Below are 21,749 nucleotides of genomic sequence, written 5' to 3' on the forward strand. Positions count from 1 at the left end.
CGCCGGTTAGAAAGCAGGAATGAACACACAGCCCAACCTCTCGCCCCAATTCTATCTCACCGCGCCGGCCAAGTGCCCATATCTCGACGCGCTGATGGAGCGAAAGGTCTTCACCCATCTGGTCGGACCAAAGGCACCCGAAATCAACGACCTGTTGACACAGGGCGGATTTCGACGCTCGCAGAATATTGCCTATCGTCCGGCCTGCGAGAGCTGCAAGGCCTGCGTTTCGGTTCGTATTCTGGCTGGCGAGTTCAAGCCGACACGGTCCATGCGGCGTGTCTTGGCTGCAAACGACGACATAAGCGTGCGCATACTTGAGGCCGAGCCGACAAACGAGCAATTTGCGCTGTTTCGCCGCTATATCGATTCACGCCACCAACAGGGCGGAATGGCGGAGATGAACGCGCTCGACTTTTCCATGATGGTCGAGGACACGCATGTGAACACGCGGCTCATCGAATACCGCATCCGCCAGGAAGGCGACGGCGTGGCAGAGCGGCATGAGGGCCAACTGGTTGGTGTCGCGCTCACCGACATGATGAGCGACGGGTCTTCCATGGTCTATTCGTTCTTTGAGCCAGACATGGAGAAACGCTCATTCGGCGCCTATATGATCCTTGATCATATTCGCCGCGCCCAGGAACAGGGCCTGCCCCATGTCTATCTTGGCTACTGGGTGAAAGGGTCGCGCAAGATGGAATACAAGACCCGCTATCTGCCCCAGGAGCATCTGCTGAACGAAGGCTGGACGCGCTACGAGGGCGAAACGACGTGAAAAAGGCGGCCCGCACAGGCCGCCGTTTTGTCAGACGATCATTTTTTCTCAGCCGGAAAACTTGCCTGAACGCGGAAAGCCCTTGGGTACGGCGCGCCCGGTCTGAGCCCGGTCGCCGATCCACTCGATCAGCTCTTCACGCGAGCGGGTAAAGCTGCGGCCGGCGCTGTCGCCCCAGGAAAGGCCCTCATCCATCTTGAAGGTCTTGATATCGGAAATACCGCCGTCCTTGTAGCGCTGCAGGCGAACGCCCTTGCCGCGTGTCATTTCCGGCAGCTGCTCAATGGGGAAGACCAGCATCTTGCGGTTCTCTCCGATGACAGCCACATGATCGCCCTCTACGGGGATGACAAACTTGGCTTCATCGGGATGTGAGACATTCATCACCTGCTTGCCCTTGCGGGTGTTGGCGATCATGTCGCTTTCGGCAACCATGAAACCATTGCCGACATAGGAGGCAAGGATCAGCTTGCGTGCTGGATCATGCACAAAGGCGGTCAGCACATCCTGATCATTTTCCATATCCACCATGATGCGCAACGGCTCGCCATGGCCGCGGCCACCGGGCAGCTTGTCGGCACCCAGCGTATAGGCCTTGCCGCCCGTCGTGACCATGAGGATCTTGTCGGTCGTCTGCGCCGGGAACGCAACCTTCAGCGCATCGCCTTCCTTGAACTGCAGGTTCGACGTGTCGCTCATATGGCCCTTGAGCGCGCGAATCCAGCCCTTCTCGGAAATCACTACGGTGACCGGTTCTTTCTCGATCATCGCGGTCTGGATGGCTTCCAGGTCAACTTCGACAGCTTCGGCAAACTGCGTGCGGCGGCGGCCGATCTCGGTGGCCTTGGCGAACTTCTTCTTCACCTCGCCGATTTCCCAGGCAACCGTGTTCCACTGTTTATCCTCGGATGCCAAAAGCGCTTCGATGGAAGCCTTTTCTTCCGACAGCTTGTCGAATTCCGTTTTGATCTCGAATTCTTCGAGCTTCGCCAAATTGCGCAAGCGCATGTTGAGGATGGATTCGGCCTGCAGGTCGGTGAGCGTGAAGCGCGCAATCAAAACCTGCTTGGGCTCATCCTCATGGCGAATGATGCGGATCACCTCGTCGATATTGAGGTAGGCAATCAGCAAGCCACCGAGAATTTCAAGTCGGCGCTCAATGGCTGCGAGGCGATGTTTCGATCGGCGGATCAGCACGTCGCGGCGGTGGTCGAGCCATTCGCGCAGCACCTCGTTCAGCGCCATCACCTTCGGCACCTTGCCCATGCTCAAGACGTTCATGTTGAGCGAGATGCGGCTTTCCAGCTCGGAGAGCTTGAAAAGCGATTCCATCAACAGCGTCGGATCGACTGTGCGGTTCTTCGGCACCAGCACGAGGCGGATGTCTTCAGCAGATTCGTCGCGTACATCTTCCAGAAGCGGAAGTTTGCGGGCAATCAGAAGCTCGGCAATCTTTTCCACCAGGCGGGACTTCTGCACCAGATAGGGAATTTCCGTGATGACGATCTGGTAGCCGCCACGACCCAAATCTTCGGTCTCCCATTTGGCGCGAACGCGGAAACCGCCCCTGCCCGTCCGGTAGGACTCGATAATCGATGCGCGGCTTTCAACAATGATGCCGCCGGTTGGAAAATCCGGACCCTGAACGAAGTCGACCAGCTTTTCCACACTCGCGTTGGGATGTTTGATCAGATGCAGTGCGGCATCGCAAAGCTCGTGCGCATTGTGCGGCGGGATGGAGGTTGCCATGCCCACGGCAATGCCCGAGGAGCCGTTGGCCAGAAGGTTCGGAAAGGCACCCGGTAGCACGACCGGTTCCTGATCTTCCTCGTTATAGGTGGGACGGAAATCAACCGCATCCTGATTGATACCTTCCAGAAGGAGGGCTGCAACATCGGTCATGCGCGCTTCGGTGTAACGCATGGCAGCAGCGCTATCACCGTCGATATTGCCGAAGTTGCCCTGCCCGTCAACCAGCGGATAGCGGATCGCAAATTCCTGGCTGAGGCGCACCAGTGCATCATAGATCGAGGCATCGCCATGGGGGTGGAATTTACCCATGACGTCGCCCACGATACGGGCGCATTTTTTGTAGGCCTGACCGGGATCGAGATGCAGCACGCGCATGGCATGGACGATGCGGCGATGAACAGGCTTCAGCCCGTCGCGCACATCCGGCAGCGCTCTGTGCATGATGGTGGACAGCGCATAGGCAAGGTAGCGCTCTTCAAGCGCCGCCTTGAGGTCCACCGGTTCAATCTTGTCGTCTCCGCCATCCGGCGGCAAAAGGCTCTGTCCCATGCGCTCTGGTTACAAAAAAAGCCGATTCTGCACAATCAGTGCGGCGCAATGCCCTGTGGATTAAGGGGTTCAGCATACAGGTTCAGGTCTTTTTGCCACCTTGTTCCATGTCACAGAAAACTCCAACTCCTATCCCAGTTAGGTTGCACCGTGTTTCCGGGGAAACAGCCAGGAGAATCGATGCCGGGTAGACACCGGCCTTGGATAAGACGCTATGGCTTACATCACAGCCGATGCTCCTGTAATGTTGCCCAAACCAAGAGGGATATTTATGCGATTTACGAAAACACTCCGCCTGCCGAGCGCCACGGCGCTGGTCGTTATTCTTGCGAGCCCGGCCTTCGCGCTTGATGGCGATGACCTGATGGCCAAAATCGGGGCAACCTTTGCAGCGCAGGGCGGCACCTTTACCGCCGAAGAGACCGTTGTCGATGGCGATACGGTGACGGCGAACGGTGTCGTTCTGAACCAGGGCGGCGAGGCCAACAGCAAACTGCCGCTTGGCCAAGTCGTCTTCGAGGGCGTCGAAGAGGACAATGGCGGCTATTCCGTAAAGACCGTTCGTTTCGGCGATGTCGATTTGAATGAAAACGATATTCACGTCACGGCAAAGGGTATCGAAATCGACGGGCTGCAGGTACCAGCAAATGCGGGCATGGAATCACTCGATACATTGCTGTTCTACGATAGCTTCAAGACGGGCCCGGTCAGAGTGGAAAAGGCTGGAAAACACCTTGCTTCCGTCTCCTCCATTGCCATCAACCTGGACACTGCCGAGGACAAGGCGAGCATGAGCATGGATGGGCACATCGATGGGGTTGAACTTGACCTCACCGACATGCCCTCGGTGAAAAGCCAGGCGGTGGTCGATGAGCTCGGTCTGCAACAGGTCTCAGGCGATGTGACGCTCAAGGGCGCCTGGGAAACCGCGACCGGTAAAATCGATATCAGTGAATATGCATTCGACATGAACGACATCGGCAAACTGAACGTCAAGCTGAGCTTTTCCGGCTATACGCTGCAATTCGCCAAGGCCATCCAGGAAGCGCAGGCCGCCATGGCCGCCAACCCGGATAAGAAAGCCGCCAGCGATGCCTTTGGTGTGACGATGTTGGGACTGGTGCAGCAATTGTCTTTCAACAATGCATCCATCCGCTTCGAAGATGCCTCAATTACCGGTCGGCTGCTGGATTATTTCGGCAAGCAGCAGGGTGTCAGTGGCGAGCAGATGGCGCAAATTGTGAGTGGAGTCGCGCCGGGAATGCTCGCTCGCTTGAACATGCCGGAGCTGCAGGCACAGATCAGTACGGCGCTGAACACGTTTCTCGACGATCCGCAAAGCCTCGAGATCAAGGCGGTACCGGCGCAGCCCGTCTCCGGGCCGATGATCATGGGGGCTGCCTTGGCCGCACCGCGAACGCTCCCCAACGTCCTCGGCGTGACCGTCATAGCAAACGAACAGGCCGGTGAGTGAAACGTCTATTGCGTGGCGATCCACCAGGTGTTGCCACACATATCGCGAAAGCCCCCGCGACGGTCGTCGTCGGGGCTTTTTCGTTCCGGTGCCTGAACAGCCACCGCGCCATGGTCCAGCGCCTTGCGATAAACGGCATCAACGTCGCTGACATAGACGTGCAGATGCGCCTTGTAGCTCCATTCAGGACCGCCTTGGGCGATCATGACGACGGTATCATCAATGCGTATTTCCGCATGCATGAGTGAGCCATCCGGCCGTTCATAACGCCGCAGCACCGGCGCAGCGAACACAGCGTGCAAGAGTGCAATGACCGCATCCGGATCGTCGCACATCAGATAGGCACTTACGGAATTATAGCCCTCAGGCTTCCAGTCACTCATCTTCGATCCTCCCGCTGGCTTTCAATGATAGCTTGTCCGAGCCAACAAAAAAAGGCGAGCATTACGCCCGCCTTCTTCGTTGCAATGGTCTAATGCGCGGGAATGGCTGCACCTTCCTTGTCGTGTTCGGCAAAGCGGTCGAGCATATGGGCGCTCGCCTCACTGACACCGATCAGTTCGACATCTGTTCCACGCCTGCGGAACTTCAAGACCACCTTATCAAGCGCGCCCACGCCGGAAATATCCCAGAAATGGGAATGGGAAACGTCGATGACGACCTTTTCCACCTGCTCCTGGAAATCAAAGGCGGAGATGAAATATTCGCTGGATGCGAAGAACACTTCACCGACAATCGTGTAGGTGCGCTGGCGCTTCGTCTCATCCAGTTCGGACTGAACATGAAAGAGGCGGGAGACCTTGGAGGCGAAGAACACGCCGGAGAGCAGAACCCCCACGAGAACGCCCTTGGCGAGGTCGTGCGTTGCGACCACAGTGACCACTGTCGCCAGCATGACGACCGAGGACTGCCACGGGTTCTTGCGCAGGTCTGTGATTGAACGCCATGAGAACGTGCCGATCGACACCATGATCATTATCGCCACGAGCGCGGCCATCGGAATGATGCGCACCAGATCGTCGAGCACCAGAATGAGGAAGAGCAGAAACGCGCCGGCCACAAATGTGGAAAGGCGTCCCCTGCCCCCAGAGCGCACATTGATCACCGACTGGCCGATCATGGCGCAACCGCCCATGCCGCCAATCAGCGCCGAAACGATGTTGCTCGAGCCCTGGCCGTAGCATTCACGGTTCTTGTCGCTCGGGGTGTCCGTCATATCGTCAACGATTTGCGCGGTGAGCAGGGATTCCAGAAGCCCCACGGCTGCGAGCGCCACGGAATAGGGGAAGATGATTTCCAGCGTCTCGAAAGTCCACGGCACATCCGGGAACGCAAACACCGGCAGTGTCGATGGCAGTTCGCCGAGATCGCCGACCGTGCGAAGATCGAAGCCGCCGCCGAAATAGGCAATTGCGGTAATGACGGCAATGGCCACCAGCGGCGACGGGATGATCGTGGTGAAGCGCGGCAGGATGAAGATGATGGCAAGGCCGAGCGCGATCATCGGATAGGTGATCATCGGAATGCCATCGCCAATCAATTCGGGCAGCTGGGCCATGAAAATCAGGATCGCCAGCGCGTTCACAAAGCCGGTAATCACCGAGCGCGAAACAAACTTCATCAGGCGGCCAAGACCGATAGCACCGGCCACCAGCTGGATAAGCCCCATGAGGATCGTGGCGGCAATGAGATATTCAAGCCCGTGTTCCTTCACGAGCGATCCCATGAGAACGGCGGTGGCTGCGGTTGCGGCGGAAATCATGCCGGGACGTCCACCGAAAAAGGCAGAGGTGCAGGCAATGGCGAAAGAGGCGAAAAGCCCGATTTTGGGATCAACACCGGCGATGACGGAAAACCCGATCGCTTCAGGAATGAGGGCGAGCGCAACAACAATGCCTGAAAGCACATCGGCGCGGATATTGGAGAACCATTCGTTCTTGTATTTGGTCAAAGAATTCATCGGCAAAAAAACAGCAAATTGCGACATCAACCGTTGGACGCGGTGTGCAAAATTCGTTGATATCTGTCGGTTATCTGGCGGATCGGCGGCCAGAAGAGCCACCCGGGAATCTCACCCGGGTCCTTGTGGATGCGGCTTCTATAGTAAGATTTTATATTGCAACGCAACAAAAAAAGCCCCTCAGCGCCCGATTTTGCCGTCATCGGGCGCTGTGAGCTTCAATCTTCATGGCCGGGTGTCATTGACAATACGCAACCGGCATTATGGCCTGAGAAGCGGCTCGCCGCTTCAGATCGAGGTTTCGATCTTCTTCCAGTCCTGTTTAAGCGTCTGGGTCAGCGATGGCTTCGCGCTGACCTTGAGCGGCGACTTGGCCGCGCCGTCCGTCGTTGCGGTTTGCCCCTGCGCACCGCAATCACCCGCAGAGGCCTTTTGCACCACCGGCTTGCCATGGCCGTCGTAACCATAGCTCATCCTCTCCGTGCATGTCTTTCCGCCCGAGGTCACGGATACGAAGGAATAACCTTCCGCGCCCTTGGGCATCTTTGCAAGTTGGGCTTCAACAGCGCCGGGCGACTGGATGGTGAAGATCGGAGGTACGACTGCCGCCGTCAACAGCGCTGCGGCCTGCCGGTCAAGGGCCTGCGAAATCCGTTCGACCTCCGCAAAAGGCACCACATCGAAGGGGCTTGCCGCATCGTCTGCAACGGGCCCGGCGTCGAAGCTTACTTTGGGCGGCGTATTGCCGGCATAGCGCACATGGGCGATCTCGCCATCCGGGGCCTGTACGTTCATTTCGTGATATTCAATGGCGCGTGCCAGCGCCGGGCCGGTAACCACTGCAGCGACAGCTGTCACTGCTGCACCGATCATCAGAAAATTGCGAAGCTTAGGCATATCAATCTCCTTTTCCATTTTGACCGGCGGCCTGCCGTGCCTGGAACCTCCAAGCGACGGCAACCGTCTTTCATTGATCTGACAGTGATCATGTGATGCCCGCCATTCGCCCATATTAGGGCCGCCGATGCGGCAGACGGACGCAGTTCTGGGCATTTGGGATTAATTCTTGGTAAGCTTTGCAAATGCCAAACGAAAACGGCCGGCCGGAGTGCTCCGCCGGCCGTTTTCAATCATCCTGATCGTGGGGCTCAGAATTCTTCCCACTGATCGCTTGCAGACGATCCGCCTGACGCAACTTTCACCGGTGCCGGTTTCATCCCCGCGGAACTGGAGGCTTTGGGGCTTGTCGGCGCAGCCATTACCCGTGACGCCTGTCGCAGCATCGTTGCCTGAGCGCTTGCGCCCGGCAGGTTGAATGCATAAACGATCTGGCGAAGCTTTTCGGTTTCTTCTGCCATCAGTGCGGTCGCGGCAGAGGTTTCCTCCACCATTGCGGCATTTTCCTGCGTCTTCTGGTCGATGGAGTTGACCGCGGAATTGATCTCGGCAAGTCCCGAAGTCTGCTCTTTCGCAGCTGTTGCAATGTTTTCCATATGCGCGTTGATATCACGCACGAGGCTTCCGATGGTGACAAGGGCCTCACCGGCCTGGCGAACCAGTTGAACGCCGGAATTGACCTCTTGCGATGAATTCTCGATCAGATCCTTGATCTCCTTGGCCGCGGTGCCGGAGCGTTGCGCCAATTCACGCACCTCCTGTGCAACGACGGCAAAGCCCTTTCCAGCTTCACCCGCGCGCGCGGCCTCGACACCGGCATTGAGCGCCAGAAGGTTGGTCTGGAAGGCAATGTCCTCGATCACCCCAATGATGCTGGAAATCTTTTCCGAAGAGCTTTCGATGCGACTCATTGCATGTTCGGCATCGGAAACGATGGCGGAGGAATGTTCCGTGCTCTTGTTCGCCTCACCGGCAATGCGACGCGCTTCCTCCGTCCGTTCCTGCGAGGTACGCACCGTCGCCGTAATCTGGTCCAGTGCCGCTGCGGTTTCTTCCACGGAGGCTGCCTGGCTTTCGGTGCGTTTGGCAAGCTCAGATGTACCCGAGGTCAACTCTTCGGTGCTGCCGGTCATGGTCTGCATGCTCGTCGAAATCATGCTCATCGTTTCCGCGAGCTTTTTGACCGACTTGTTCATATCCTGCCGCAGCGTTTCGAAATCCGCATGGAACGGTTCGTCAAGCGAGAAGGCAAGATCACCGTTGGCAAGCTTGTTCAAACCGTCGCCAAGCATACGCACTGCTTCGGCGAGTTGATCCTGATAGGCAGCCTTTTCCTGGTCGAGAACCGCCTTTTCACTCTCACTGCGCCGGCGCGCGGCCTCGGCCTCACTTTCGAGCCTGCCCTTCTCTTCCGCGGCATCGCGGAAAATTTCCGTCGTGCGGGCAATCTCACCCAACTCGTCGCCGCGATCGACAAAGGGAACCGCCGTCTGCAGGTTGCCCGAAGCGATTTTTTCCATGGCGTTTCGAACGCCAACCACAGCCTTACGGATGGACTGGCCGTGGATGTAGATCAGGATGGCGCAAACAGTCAGAACAAGCACGCCGAGACCAAGCTGCATCAGAAACGACTGACTGGAGGCGTCTTTGGCGTTCTGCAATGCGCTTGCGGATTCTTCGACCGCCAGATCGTGCAGTTTTTCAAGGTTGGCGCTCATCTTTTCGCCTTCACCGTCGATGGCATCATCGATGCGGGCGAATTCCTCTTCGGCAGCACCAGCTTCAATCAGAGCCTTCAAATCCACCTGAATGGCCTGCACCACGGCATTGATCTGGTTTTCGAGATCTTCAGTCAGTTCCGCAACACCTAGCCGCTCGGACAGTGCTTTTGCCAGTTGGGCATTGTCGCGCAAGGTCGCGGCGCTGTCTGCAATGATACCAAGCCGTTCAGGGTTAATTGCCCCTTCGCCGCGATCGATGATCGAATCCATGGCGGCGAGAACAAGCACCAGATTGGCCTTTTGCATATTCTGAACGGCGACCCGCTCGGCCTGAATATCGACCGTTCGTTTCAAGATACCGGTCAGACTTACATTGGCCAAAAAGGCCGTGATCAATATCAAACATATACCGACGACAGCGGACAGACCGATTGTCAGGAGCCTCGTGCTGATGCTCATTCGTGCACCAAAAAAACCATTCATTACCGTCTCTCCGCTTATTGGGCCGGATCAAAAAGGCCGCAGCTAAGATCACGATTAAGCTGATGTATGGTTAAGATTGCCTTTACAGCCCGCGTCAAATCCACGCTGATCCCAAGTAACTCCAAGAAGAGTTCTCATCTGAAATCGTTTAAACAGAAGGCAAGAAACAAAAAAGCCCGGCAACACACCGGGCTTTGCGACTACGCGGATGAAAGTGCAAGTCTATCTATCAGGCGTCTTTCTTCTTTGGAATCACCCGCAGTTCCAGCTCCATCAACTGTGCATTGGACGCCGGTGCCGGGGCGTTCATCATCAGGTCCTGCGCCTGCTGGTTCATCGGGAAAAGCGTGATTTCACGCAGGTTCTTGGCACCAACGAGCAGCATGACCACGCGGTCGATACCGAAGGCACAGCCGCCATGCGGAGGCGCGCCATACTGGAATGCGCGGTACATGCCGCCGAAACGGTCTTCCACGTCCTGCTTGGACAGCCCGACGATTTCGAAAGCCTTGACCATGGTTTCCGGCGACTGGTTACGGATGGAACCCGAGGCGATTTCGTAGCCGTTGCAGACAGCGTCATACTGGAACGCCTTGATGGTGAGCGGGTCTTCGTTTTGCAGCGCTTCCAGGCCACCCTGGGGCATGGAGAATGGGTTGTGCGAGAACTCGACCTTCTTGTTGTCTTCATCCCATTCGTAGAACGGGAAGTCGACAATCCAGCAGAGCTCGTACTTGCTTTCGTCGATCAGGTTGAGTTCCTCACCGGCACGGGTGCGGGCTTCGCCTGCAAACTTGTAGAATTTTGCCGGATCGCCAGCCACGAAGAAGCAGGCATCGCCATCGCCGAGACCGAGCTGTTCGGCAATGGCCTGTGTCCGCTCTGGGCCGATGTTCTTGGCAAGCGGTCCAGCGCCTTCCAGCACCTCACCTTCCTTGCGCCAGAAGATGTAGCCCAGACCCGGCTGGCCCTGCTGCTGCGCCCAGGAATTCAGGCGGTCACAGAAGGCACGGCTGCCACCGGTCTTGGCAGGGATGGCCCAGACGCGGTTCTTTTCATCTTCCAGCATGCGGGCGAAGATCTTGAAGCCGGAGCCGGCAAAATGTTCGCTCACATCGTCCATGACGATGGGGTTTCTGAGGTCGGGCTTGTCGGTGCCGTATTTGCGGATCGCCTCATCGTAAGGGATACGTGGCCACTCTTTGGTGACAGTCTTGCCGTCAGCAAACTTTTCGAAGACCGAATTGATGACCGGCTCCATCGTGGCCCAGACATCTTCCTGCGTCACGAAGCTCATTTCCACGTCGAGCTGGTAGAATTCGCCCGGCAGGCGGTCGGCACGCGGGTCTTCGTCGCGGAAGCAGGGCGCGATCTGGAAATAGCGGTCAAAACCGGCCACCATCAGCAGCTGCTTGTACTGCTGCGGGGCCTGCGGCAGGGCGAAGAACTTGCCGGGGTGAATACGGCTTGGCACCAGAAAGTCACGCGCGCCTTCCGGCGAAGAGGCCGTCAGGATTGGCGTTGTATATTCGCCGAAACCGGCATTGGCCATCTGGTTGCGCATTTCGGTGATGATCTTGGTGCGCTTGACGATATTGGCGTGCAGCGTCTCGCGGCGCAGATCGAGGAAGCGGTATTTCAGACGGATATCTTCGGGATAATCCGGCTCACCGAAGACCGGCAGCGGCAGTTCCCTCGCAGCCGACAGGACTTCGATTTCTTCCGCATAAAGCTCGATCTCGCCGGTCGGCATCTTGGCGTTGATGGTTTCGGGCGAACGTGCCTTAACCTTGCCGTCAACACGGATTACCCACTCACCTCGAACGGTTTCAGCCGCCTTGAATGCGGGCGAATCGGGATCGGCAACAACCTGCGTCATGCCATAGTGGTCGCGCAGATCGATAAAGAGAACACCACCATGGTCGCGGACGCGATGCACCCAGCCCGAAATGCGTACGGTGGAACCGACGTCGGCCTTGCGGAGAGCGTCACAGGTATGGCTGCGGTAACGATGCATTTTATTATCCTGGAATTCGTAGTTGGCGGGGCCGGCAGCCGGTACGGCGCGACAGCCCGCAAAGTCGCGCCGGACAAACGCATGGCGCTCACAATTTGTCAAGGCTCGCGGTCTAAATCGCCAATCGCCGCATCTCTTTTTGACCGGGTGCAAACAATGCTGCGGCGATTTGGTGCACAGCAAACTTGTATATGACTGTTGAGGTCAAGTTTTACGCTTCTATAATGCAGGCGACTTTTGCATGGGGATTGAAAAATGGTTTTGATGACGCGGCGGAACATGCTGAAAGCCGGTGGTGTGGCAGCAGCCTATGGGGCCGGGCTAGGCGTCGCCGGATTGTGGAAGCAGGCCGATGCAGCCATGCCGATGCTGTTGGAGGCGCGCGAGACGACAGCCATCATCGACGGCAAATCCGAAACCAAGGGAATCATGACCTGGAATGACGGCCCTCGCCCACCGGTGATCCGCGTTCAGAAGGGCATGCCTTTTTCAACCAAGCTTCTCAACAGCCTGAATGAGCCGACGACCATTCACTGGCATGGCCTGAGAATCGACAATGCCATGGATGGCGTGCCTTTCCTCACCCAGCCTTACGTCTATGAGGGCGACACGTTCGACTATTCGTTCACGCCGCCCGATGCCGGCACGTTCTGGTATCACCCGCATTGCAATACGCTCGCCCAGATGGGGCACGGTCTTGCAGGTCTTTTCATCGTCGAAAATCCGGATGATCCCAAGTTCGACCGCGAAATCACCCTGAACCTGCGTGATTGGCGTTTGGGTGGCGACGGTCAGTTCATCGATCAGTTCAAGCCGCGCAGCGCGGCGCGCTCGGGCACGTACGGCACGGTACGCACGGCCAACTGGGCAGTTGAGCCGAGTTATGACGTTCCGGCCGGCGGGCTTGTGCGGGTGCGCATTGCGGTGACGGATGTCACGCGCATCTACCGCCTTGGCCTTGAGGGGGCTGACGCAACCGTCGTGGCGATCGATGCCAATCCGGTCCCTACCCCTTTCCCGCTCGATCATCTCGAAGTGGGGCCGGGTCAGCGGCTCGATCTGATCGTGCGCGTCCCTGATATTGAAGGCGAGACGGTGCGGCTTGTGAACTACCGCTCCACGCCATCTTACACGATTGCCGCGCTGCGGTCTGTCGGCACCTCGCTCAACCGCGACCTCAGGGAAGTCAAGGCTTTGCCGCCAAACCAGCTCGGCGTGCCGGATATCAAGAATGCCGAACTCTTGAAAATCGAGCTTTCAGCAACGGCGGAAGGCGCTCCTGTGAAGGAAAGCTTCTGCGGCTCGCTCGGTTACAATTTCTGGGCGATCAACAAAGTGCCGTGGTCGGGCGATTCGCCTGATCCGCATGATCCGCTGTTTGAGCTGAAGATGGGCAAATCCTATATTCTGGAAATGGCGAACCGCACGCCGCACCCCCACCCGATGCATCTGCACGGGCTTTCGTTCAAGGTTCTGCAATCAACGGACCATGAGGTGATGCCGATCTACACGGATACCTATGTGGTGCAGCCGGACGAAGTGGTGCAGCTGGCGCTGAAGGCGGACAATCCCGGCGACTGGGTTTTCCATTGCCATATTATTGAGCATCAAAAGACCGGATTGACCGGATTTTTCCGTGTCGTCTAGTCAATATTCGCCTGACCAAGCAGCGCGAAAAGGAGCAGAAGGCTTGACTTGACTCATCAAAGGGCGAAAGACAGGTAAAACTGTGTTTAAAACAAGCTTCGCGTTTGGCGGAGCGTACCTGTCCGTACTGTCTTGATGATCACAACCACTGCCGACCTCGCTAAAGCCTGCGACCAACTCGCAAAATCCGATTTCGTGACCGTCGATACGGAATTCATCCGTGAGACGACCTTCTGGCCGGAGCTCTGCCTCATTCAGGTTGCCGGGCCTGAAGGCGAGTATATTGTTGATCCGTTGGCCAAGGGCATCGACCTTGCCCCCTTCTTTGCGCTTATGGCGGATGCGAATATCATCAAGGTTTTCCATGCCGCGCGCCAGGATCTGGAAATCATCTACAATCTTGGCAAAGTCATTCCCCACCCGCTTTTCGACACGCAGGTCGCCGCCATGGTGTGCGGCTTTGGCGATTCCGTTTCCTATGATCAGCTGGTTCAGAAGATCAAGGGTGTGCAGATCGACAAGACGTCGCGCTTCACAGACTGGCGCAGACGTCCGCTTTCGGACAAGCAACTTGACTACGCCATTGCCGATGTCACCCATTTGCGCGACGTTTATCTCGCCTTGAAGGAAGAACTGGAGCGCGAGGGCCGTTCGCACTGGCTGGCCGACGAGATGAAAATTCTCGAGTCGCCTGAGACCTACGACATGCATCCCGATGATGCATGGCAGCGCATGAAGCTCAGAGTGCGCAAGCCGATCGAGTTTGCAATTCTGCAGCAGGTTGCAGCATGGCGCGAGCGCGAAGCGCGCGAGCGCAACCAGCCGCGCGGCCGCATTCTCAAGGATGACGCTATTTTCGAGATCGCGCAGCAGCAGCCAAAGGACGCTGAAGCGCTGGGCAAATTGCGCACGATTCCGCGCGGCTGGGAACGCTCCGCCCAAGCGCAGGGGTTGATGGCGGCCATCGATGCTGCCTTGGCCCTTCCAAAGGAAGAGCTTCCGAGGCTGCCAAAACAGCGCCACTCGCCGGAAGGTGCGGCCTCTGCGGCTGAACTGTTGAAGGTGCTTCTAAAGCGTGTTTGCGAAAAACACGGCGTTGCGCCCAAGGTGATTGCCAGCAGCGACGACCTTGACCGCATCGCAGCGGAAGGCGAAGAGGCAGACGTTCCCGCCCTGCACGGCTGGCGGCGCGAACTGTTCGGCGATCTCGCCTTGAAGCTTCTGGATGGCGGCGTAGCGCTGCGGTTTATCGATCGCAAGATTGAGGCTGTGGAGCTTTAGGGTCCTGACCCTAGCTTCAGCGAGACGATCCGGAAAGCCTTTCGGCCAGTGCGCGCCCGGCTTCGGTGCCTTTCATAGAGGCGGCAAAATCCTGAACGGCCCGTTCGGCCTCGATTGCCGGAAAGCTCTCCAGCGATTTTTCCGTCCAGCCGGAAACCGGCTCCAGCCAGGCAAAGAGCGAGAAGAAACGGTCAGCCTGTTCGTCGGTAAAGGGCAGGTTTTCAAGCAGCTTGAGTTGTGAGAGCGCAGCATGAACATGCGTCAGCGCGCGAAAGGCATCCAGAATCTCTGTCGCAGCAACAGCATCATGACGCCAGTCGACACTCTGGAAGATCTCGTTGGCAACGCGCTGGCCGGCACCATTGCAATCGAATGTGATGCAGCCTTTGAAGCCCATCTCGGCGCGCTCACCGTGGATGGAGCATCGACAGTCCGGGCCCAAGTGCCGACAGCGTTCGTTTGCAGGTTTGTTATAGCCGAATTTGCCTGCATCGATAAACGGATAAGCGACGCAGCAAAGCCCGGTGCAGCGGCTGCAATCGGCTTTCAGCTCCGGCCACACGCGCGGATTTTTGCTTGCAGTTTGCATGAACACCTTCGAAGTTCGATTCAGGTTGCGCTGCTAACCGGTTGAAACGGATTCCGTTTTGGGCCGCGCCTATTCAAAGCGGAAGCCGAGTTTCTTGCCCGTCAGCTTTGCCAATTGCTGAAGCCGGTTTTCCACGCGGGCTCCGGCAAAATTACGCAATTCGGGGGGAACGACCAGATCGAGATCGTTTTTCCCCTCGCCTTCCAAGGGTGCCGTGAATTCCAGTTTTTCCACCACGCCAGGCATGGCGGCAGAAAACTGATAGGCAACACGCATCAGGCCGCCGAGCAGACGAGCAAGTTCCAACAGGCGCGGCGTGGCAATGCCAGCCAAATCCTTGGTGGAACCATCGTCCTTCACGCCTTCGAAACGGTAATAATTTGCAAGCGCGATGAACACGCGTCCCGGATGCGATACGCCTGAAAGCGCGCTCTGAGCAATGATATTGAGCGAATGTAGCCCGCGGTAATCAGGATGCGAGCGCCAACTCACATCCGCCAGAAAACAGGCAGCCTGCCGGTAGCGGGACTCTTCTTCTGTCTCCTCGACACCGAAGAGAGGCATGACGCGGCCTGTCCAGGCGGCCAGTTCACGGGCATGTTCGGGCGAGCGGGCGCGCAATATGGCAAACTCTTCTGCAGCATTGAGCAACGGGTCCTTGCACTGCTCTTCGCGCGCAAGCATGGAATAAAGATAGCCTTCGCGCACGCCCTGAACGGAAAAGGCAACCTTCGCCGGTTTCATCGCCTTCAAGGTTTCGGCCATCGCAATCGCGCCAAAGGGCAACAGTGCGCGGCGGTTCTTCGAAATGGTCTGCCAAGCTTTCTCCGGCACCCCACTGCCCTTCCCGAGCTGATCAAGGAGCTTCATGATCTCGTCATAGGAAAGCTCGTAACCCTGCATCAGGTGAAGCGGATAGCTGACAAGCTCCATATGCAGCTTTGCGAGCGCGCGCCAGGTGCCGCCGACAGCGTAAAAGGTGCGGTCCTTTCCGTCCTTCAACCAGTCCTGCTCCTTGACCAGTTTGCGGGCAATGTCACGGGCCTTGTCAAGGTCGTTCCCGGACATGTCCGCGAGGCGCAGACCACCCAGCGGCAGGGTGATGCCTTTGCCGTAGCGCCTGCCCTTTACATCAATCAGCTCCAGCGAACCACCGCCCAGATCGCCGACGATGCCGTCCGGCTCGTAAAAGCCGGAGATAATGCCGAGGGCGGAATAAATGGCCTCTTCCTCGCCGGTCAGGATGCGAACGTGGCAACCGAGAATGTCTTCGGCTTCTTCAATGAACTTCGAGCCATTGGCGGCCTCGCGCGCGGCGGCGGTTGCCAGCACCCACATATTGCGGGCGCGGGCCTGCTCGGACAACGCACGAAAACGGCGCAGTGATTTCAGCGCCAGTTCCACGCCCTCCGGGTTCAGGCGGCCCGAGGCCGCAAGTCCCTTGCCCAGCCCACACAGGACCTTTTCGTTGAAGAGAACGGCGGGTGTGCGGCTGGAACCTTCATACACGACAAGACGAATCGAGTTTGAGCCGATATCGACAATGGAAACCGGGGCAATGCCTGGAAGGCGCCCCTGTGCTTCTGGATCAATCATAAGGGTGAAACAACTTTCCCTGTTTTTCTCTGCCTAGCGTCTGACTATTCAGATGATGGCGGCGAATGCAAGTCATCGCGGGGCATTGCCCTCACAAGCCACAATATTCAACAGATTTGGTGGGTTAAGTTGCTTTTTCAACCGTGAAGATCAGCGAAGATCCTCTTTGCCCTCTCGCGAGAGCAGGTCAGCAATCAGCTTTGGTGCGCCAGACTTCAGAGCTTCACCCCGACCCGACAGGCTCGGGTTGGTCATGAAATATTGCTGTGCGTTGAAGGGCTCTTCGTCTTTCTCAACTTCCTGGCGGCGCGACGTGCCATCGGGGAGAATTTCGTAGGATTGCTGATTGTCAATCAGGTTGCCAAGCATGATCTGGGTCAGAACCTGCTCATGCACCGTCTTGTTGATGAGCGGCACCAGCGTTTCCACCCGGCGGTCGAGATTGCGGGGCATCAGGTCGGCAGAACCGATATAGACGAGCGCATCGGCATTCGGCAGGCTGTTGCCATTGCCAAAACAGAAGATGCGGCTGTGCTCCAGGAAACGTCCGACGATGGATTTGACGCGAATGTTTTCCGACAGACCTTCCACCTGCGGGCGCAGGCAGCAGATGCCGCGAATGACAAGGTCCACAGGCACACCGGCCTGGCTGGCGCGATAGAGCCCGTCGATAATTTCGGGATCGACGAGCGAGTTCATTTTCATCCAGATCGCGGCCTTGCGACCGGCCTTGGCGTTGGCGATTTCGGCTTCAATGAGCTGCAGAATGCGCGGACGCAGCGTCGTCGGCGACATGGCAATCTTCATGCCCTTTTCCGGCTCGGCATAGCCGGTGATGAAATTGAAGATATTGGCCATATCCCGGCCAATGACCGGATTGCAGGTAAAATAGGACAAATCGGTGTAAATCTTGGCCGTCACCGGGTGATAATTGCCGGTGCCGAGGTGGCAATAGGTGCGCAACATGCCGTCTTCCCGGCGCACGACCATGGACATCTTGGCATGGGTCTTAAGTTCGATGAAGCCGAAAACCACCTGCACGCCGGCGCGCTCCAGATCGCGCGCCCAGCGGATATTCGCCTCTTCGTCAAAGCGGGCCTTCAACTCCACCAGTGCGGTTACCGATTTGCCCGCTTCTGCCGCGTCGATCAGCGCCCGAACGATGGGGCTGTCGTTGGATGTGCGGTAAAGTGTTTGTTTGATGGCGAGGACATCGGGATCACGTGCGGCCTGCAGCAGGAACTGCACGACGACGTCGAAGGATTCATATGGATGGTGAACAACCATGTCCTTCTCGCGGATGGCTGCCAGGCAATCACCGCCATGCTCCCTCACCCGCTCGGGAAAGCGCGGTGTGTAAGGCAGGAAGAGCAGATCTTCGCGCGGCGTCTTGGCAATTTCAGACAGCGTGTTCAAGGCCAGCAGTCCTGGGAGAACCGCGACGCGGTTATCCTGCACGCCAAGCTCGTGAACCACGAATTTGCGCAGCGATTCAGGCATCTCCGAATCGGTCTCGATACGGATCACCGAACCGCGGCGACGACGTTTCAGCGCCGTTTCGAAAAAGCGCACGAGATCCTCGGCTTCTTCCTCGACCTCGATATCGCTGTCGCGGATGATGCGGAATGTGCCTGACCCCTCCACCTCATAACCGGGGAAGAGTTTGTCGATGAACATATTCACCACATCTTCCAGCGTAATGTAACGGATGGCATTGCCAAGATCCGGCAAACGGATGAAACGGTCAAGCGCGACAGGCAGGCGCAGGAGCGCCATCATGGCCTCGCGGCCGCTCTTGTTCACCAGCTGCAGTGCAATGGAAAACCCGAGATTCGGGATGAAGGGGAACGGGTGAGCCGGATCAATGGACATCGGCGTGAGGACCGGGAAAATACGCTGCTGGAACTCATTTTCCAGCCAGATCTGGTCTTCGTTGCTCAGCGCGCCGGGGCGAACGATCAAGACATCTTCAGCGGCCAGATTCTGCTGCAAAACGGCAAGTGCTGCCTGCTGCTCCATCTGCAGGTTGTCGATTTCGTGCAGGATTTCATCCAGCTGCTCGACCGGTGTTTTTCCGTCCGGACTTTTCATCACGATGCTCTGGCGGACCTGCCCCTCAAGGCCGGCAACGCGCACCATGAAAAACTCATCGAGGTTGGTGGCCGAAATCGACAGAAAGCGCACGCGCTCCAGAAGCGGGTGGGCGGTATTTAATGTTTCTTCGAGAACGCGGCGATTGAACTGAAGCCAGGAAAACTCGCGGTTGATGAAACGCTCCGGACGGTCAAACCAATCCGGTTCAACAGCAGTATCATCATTTGCGTGTTTATGCTCGACCTGATCCGCAGAAAATTCCATTCAACCCACCTCAAACGCAGAATCGGGCAAAGTTGCCCGTTTGGCTTAACCCGTTATAGCAGAATGACGATGGATATGTGACAGTCAAGACGAAGAACCGGCTTCGATTTCTGCAAGCACTTCTGCGGCCAGATTGCGATTGATCTTCGTTGCACGCGCCAGAGCAAGGCGGTCGAGGCGGTCCACGATCTGCGCGGCAGCGGCCATAGAGCGTTCCATGCGCGTAGCGATATAAGAGACAAGCCTGTCATCGGCAAAAAGCTGGCGGTCGGCAAAAAGCTTTACCAGAACCTGAGCGAGAAGCGCGTCGTCCGGTTCACCAATCTCCACCATCGTGGCCGCCTTCAGCCGTGATTTCAGGTCCGGCAGTTCAACAGGCCACAGCGACGGCCAGGAACGCGCCGTCATCAAAAGCGTGGTGCCGTTCTGGCGCACGGCGTTGATTGTGTGGAAAAGCGCGTTGTCGTCGAACGCGATACGGTCTGCATCTTCAAAAAGCACAGGGTGATGTGCAGCCGTTTCAGAGGCGGCACCACCTGAAGTGGGTGCGATCACCTGTGCGCCGGTCTCCTCACGCCAGATATTGGCAAGATGCGATTTTCCCGAGCCCGGAGGGCCGGCAAGGACCACCACCGGCGAAGGCCAATCCGGCCAGCGGTCAATCATCGAAACGGCAGCTTCCAGCGGCCGCCCCACGAGCAGATCGTCACGTGATGCGCGCGCCTCATGGCCAAAAGCCAGCGGTAACTGTTCGCTTCCAGATTTCAGGTCTTTCCGGTCTGCCGTCATTGCGGGCGGTCTGCTTTTTCCGATGTGTCTTTCAGCGGGCGGCTATTGCCGTGATAGAGGTCGCTGTCAAGATAGCGCTGGGTGGCATGACGCACGAGGACACCCACCGATGCGGCAGCCGGCACGGCCACCAACAAGCCGACAAAACCGAAAAGAAGGCCGAAGGCAAAGAGAGCAAACATCAGCCAGACCGGATGAAGCCCGACGCTTTCTCCCACCAGCTTCGGCTGCAGGATATTGCCTTCGATAAACTGGCCGGAGGCAAAAATGCCGGCAATCAACAGAACCCACCAATATTCCGGCCAGAATTGAACCAGTGCCACGCCAACAGACAGAATCAGGCCGACCGTGGAACCCACATAGGGTATGAAACTGATCAGGCCTGAGAAAAGTCCGATCAGCAGGCCGAAATTGAGCCCGGCGAGAGATAGTGCTGCACCGTAATAGACGCCGAGGATAAGGCAGAGCGTTCCCTGCCCGCGCACGAAACCGGCAATGGTGGCATTCAGTTCCTTGGAAATCTGGCGCACGTTTTCCACATTGTCGCGCGGGATCAGCTGGTCCATGCGGGCCACCATCCGGTCCCAGTCCAGCAGCAGATAGAAGGCGACAACGGGCGTGACCACGAGCAGGGAAATGACATCGACCAGCGCTTTGCCAGAGTTCCAGAGCTTGCTCGCGAAGGCACCGATAAATTTGGTGCCCTCCCCCAAAAGACCGGCAAAATTCTCCTTGATGGAGCCCATCTGATCCGCCAGCCAATTGGGCAGGTGAACCGAGCTTGCGGTATCCGTGATCATGGTTTGCAGGGTCGAAAGATAGCCGGGCAACTCGTCGAGAAACGCAGATGCCTGCGAGATGAGAAGCGGAATGATGATCATCATCGACAGGACAAATACGATAATGAACATGACAAGGATGGTCAGTGTCGCAGCCAAGCGGCTAAAACCCTTGGTTTCAAACCAGTCGGCGACCGGATCAAGAAAATAGGCAAGCGCCATGCCCGCCACAAAGGGCAGAAGGATGGAGCTGAACACCGTCAGGAAAATAACCACGAAAATGAGGAAAGCAGCCCAGAACAACAGCTGTTTCCGCAAAGCACTTGGCGAAATATGCGTGGTCATCGATTTTCATCCTCGTCTTGCGCATCAGACATATGCGCCAACCAGACACCCAGATAGGACGCCCCCGAAGCGATGGTCAAGACTGCGGTCAGCCAGACGGCGACAGTCAGCAACAGGGGCGACAGTAACCCCGGCATGGACTCGCTCGCCAGGAAGAGGGAGGCAAGCGTGATCTGCGCCACTGTGTTGGCCTTGGAAACGATCAAGGGCTTCACCGCGATCGGCGTCATCATGAGGGACGATATTGCCACTGCGCCGACGATCAGGACATCGCGCGAGACAGCGAGAAAGACAAACCAGTCCGGCAAAATACCGAGCGCGGCAAGGCTGACAAAGACGGAGACCATCAAAAGCTTGTCAGCCAGCGGATCAAGCCACGCGCCAAGCGCCGTTTGCTGATTGAAACGCCGGGCTATAATGCCATCGATACCGTCGGATATACCGGCGATCAGGAACATCGCAAAGGCCCAGCCGAATTCATCATGCAGCAGCGCATAGACGACTGCAGGCACGAGAAGAAAGCGGACAACGGTAATGAGATTGGGTAGGTTCATAGCCAGAGATGCTCTTTATTTTGTCAATCATGTAATGATTGCCTTGCCATGCGCCAAGTGGCCCGCGCGTTTGCGGAAGAATGCGAACGCTTTTGCCCCTTCGTCGCCCGAAGGCGTTTCCAAGCCGCCTCAGCCGTTGAAATGCCGGGGTAAAGCCTTGATTCACGCTTGCATATGCGG

16 protein-coding genes and 1 other annotated feature are annotated in these 21,749 nt (G+C 57.4%); of the genes, 4 read left to right on the plus strand and 12 right to left on the minus strand.

The window, feature by feature from the left end:
• The first annotated feature begins 19 nt into the window (after positions 1-19).
• Positions 20-778: an arginyltransferase gene (locus NHF56_RS09590; protein WP_252803755.1), complete on the plus strand. Its 759-nt coding sequence runs from the start codon at positions 20-22 to the stop codon at positions 776-778.
• 48 nt (positions 779-826) lie between these two features.
• Here the strand turns inward: NHF56_RS09590 and parC are convergent, their stop codons facing one another.
• Positions 827-3,079, minus strand: a complete 2,253-nt coding sequence (gene parC, locus NHF56_RS09595; RefSeq protein ID WP_252803756.1) for a DNA topoisomerase IV subunit A — start codon at positions 3,077-3,079, stop codon at positions 827-829.
• A gap of 271 nt (positions 3,080-3,350) precedes the next feature.
• Between parC and NHF56_RS09600 the strand changes: the two genes are divergently transcribed.
• The gene (locus tag NHF56_RS09600; RefSeq protein ID WP_252803758.1) at positions 3,351-4,553 is read left to right on the plus strand and encodes a hypothetical protein; all 1,203 of its coding nucleotides are present in this window, start codon (positions 3,351-3,353) and stop codon (positions 4,551-4,553) included.
• Positions 4,554-4,558: 5 nt separating this feature from the next.
• On the opposite strand, the gene NHF56_RS09605 is transcribed toward NHF56_RS09600, so the two are convergent.
• From NHF56_RS09605 to aspS, 5 genes are all read right to left on the minus strand, one after another.
• Entirely contained in the window at positions 4,559-4,936 is a 378-nt protein-coding gene (locus NHF56_RS09605; protein ID WP_252803760.1) for a VOC family protein, read from the minus strand.
• Positions 4,937-5,025: 89 nt separating this feature from the next.
• Positions 5,026-6,513 (minus strand): SulP family inorganic anion transporter, encoded by a 1,488-nt coding sequence (locus tag NHF56_RS09610; protein ID WP_252803762.1) that lies wholly within the window; start codon positions 6,511-6,513, stop codon positions 5,026-5,028.
• A gap of 68 nt (positions 6,514-6,581) precedes the next feature.
• Positions 6,582-6,639, minus strand: a sequence feature (sul1 is cis-regulatory element that is thought to sense ions involved in sulfur or methionine metabolism; They are found in Alphaproteobacteria).
• Positions 6,640-6,801: 162 nt separating this feature from the next.
• Positions 6,802-7,410 (minus strand): hypothetical protein, encoded by a 609-nt coding sequence (locus NHF56_RS09615; protein ID WP_252803764.1) that lies wholly within the window; start codon positions 7,408-7,410, stop codon positions 6,802-6,804.
• Between the two features lie 251 nt (positions 7,411-7,661).
• Positions 7,662-9,614 carry a methyl-accepting chemotaxis protein gene (locus NHF56_RS09620; protein WP_252803766.1) on the minus strand — a complete coding sequence of 651 codons (1,953 nt, stop codon included), beginning with the start codon at positions 9,612-9,614 and terminating at the stop codon, positions 7,662-7,664.
• Between the two features lie 229 nt (positions 9,615-9,843).
• Positions 9,844-11,631, minus strand: coding sequence for an aspartate--tRNA ligase (aspS, locus tag NHF56_RS09625; RefSeq protein ID WP_252803768.1), 1,788 nt, complete (start codon positions 11,629-11,631; stop codon positions 9,844-9,846).
• 255 nt (positions 11,632-11,886) lie between these two features.
• Between aspS and NHF56_RS09630 the strand changes: the two genes are divergently transcribed.
• Together NHF56_RS09630 and rnd are read left to right on the plus strand one after the other, a co-directional pair.
• Complete coding sequence (locus NHF56_RS09630) at positions 11,887-13,278, plus strand: multicopper oxidase family protein (protein WP_252803770.1); 1,392 nt, start codon at positions 11,887-11,889, stop codon at positions 13,276-13,278.
• A gap of 135 nt (positions 13,279-13,413) precedes the next feature.
• Entirely contained in the window at positions 13,414-14,559 is a 1,146-nt protein-coding gene (rnd, locus tag NHF56_RS09635; protein ID WP_252803771.1) for a ribonuclease D, read from the plus strand.
• A gap of 16 nt (positions 14,560-14,575) precedes the next feature.
• Here the strand turns inward: rnd and NHF56_RS09640 are convergent, their stop codons facing one another.
• From NHF56_RS09640 to NHF56_RS09665, 6 genes are all read right to left on the minus strand, one after another.
• A complete protein-coding gene (locus NHF56_RS09640) occupies positions 14,576-15,148 on the minus strand; it encodes a hypothetical protein (RefSeq protein WP_252803773.1) in 573 nt (190 codons plus the stop codon).
• Positions 15,149-15,217: 69 nt separating this feature from the next.
• Positions 15,218-16,744, minus strand: a complete 1,527-nt coding sequence (ppx, locus tag NHF56_RS09645; RefSeq protein ID WP_252803776.1) for an exopolyphosphatase — start codon at positions 16,742-16,744, stop codon at positions 15,218-15,220.
• A 150-nt stretch (positions 16,745-16,894) separates the two neighbouring features.
• Positions 16,895-19,102 (minus strand): RNA degradosome polyphosphate kinase, encoded by a 2,208-nt coding sequence (locus tag NHF56_RS09650; RefSeq protein ID WP_256995392.1) that lies wholly within the window; start codon positions 19,100-19,102, stop codon positions 16,895-16,897.
• 84 nt (positions 19,103-19,186) lie between these two features.
• Complete coding sequence (gene hdaA, locus NHF56_RS09655) at positions 19,187-19,891, minus strand: DnaA regulatory inactivator HdaA (protein WP_252803778.1); 705 nt, start codon at positions 19,889-19,891, stop codon at positions 19,187-19,189.
• Positions 19,888-21,015, minus strand: a complete 1,128-nt coding sequence (locus tag NHF56_RS09660) for an AI-2E family transporter (protein ID WP_252803780.1) — start codon at positions 21,013-21,015, stop codon at positions 19,888-19,890. Before NHF56_RS09660 ends, hdaA begins: the two co-directional genes overlap by 4 nt.
• Entirely contained in the window at positions 21,012-21,569 is a 558-nt protein-coding gene (locus tag NHF56_RS09665; RefSeq protein WP_252803782.1) for a CDP-alcohol phosphatidyltransferase family protein, read from the minus strand. Before NHF56_RS09665 ends, NHF56_RS09660 begins: the two co-directional genes overlap by 4 nt.
• Between the last annotated feature and the right edge of the window lie 180 nt (positions 21,570-21,749).

It is taken from the genome of Rhizobium sp. L1K21, assembly GCF_024055895.1.
In the GTDB taxonomy this organism is placed as follows: domain Bacteria; phylum Pseudomonadota; class Alphaproteobacteria; order Rhizobiales; family Rhizobiaceae; genus Ensifer_A.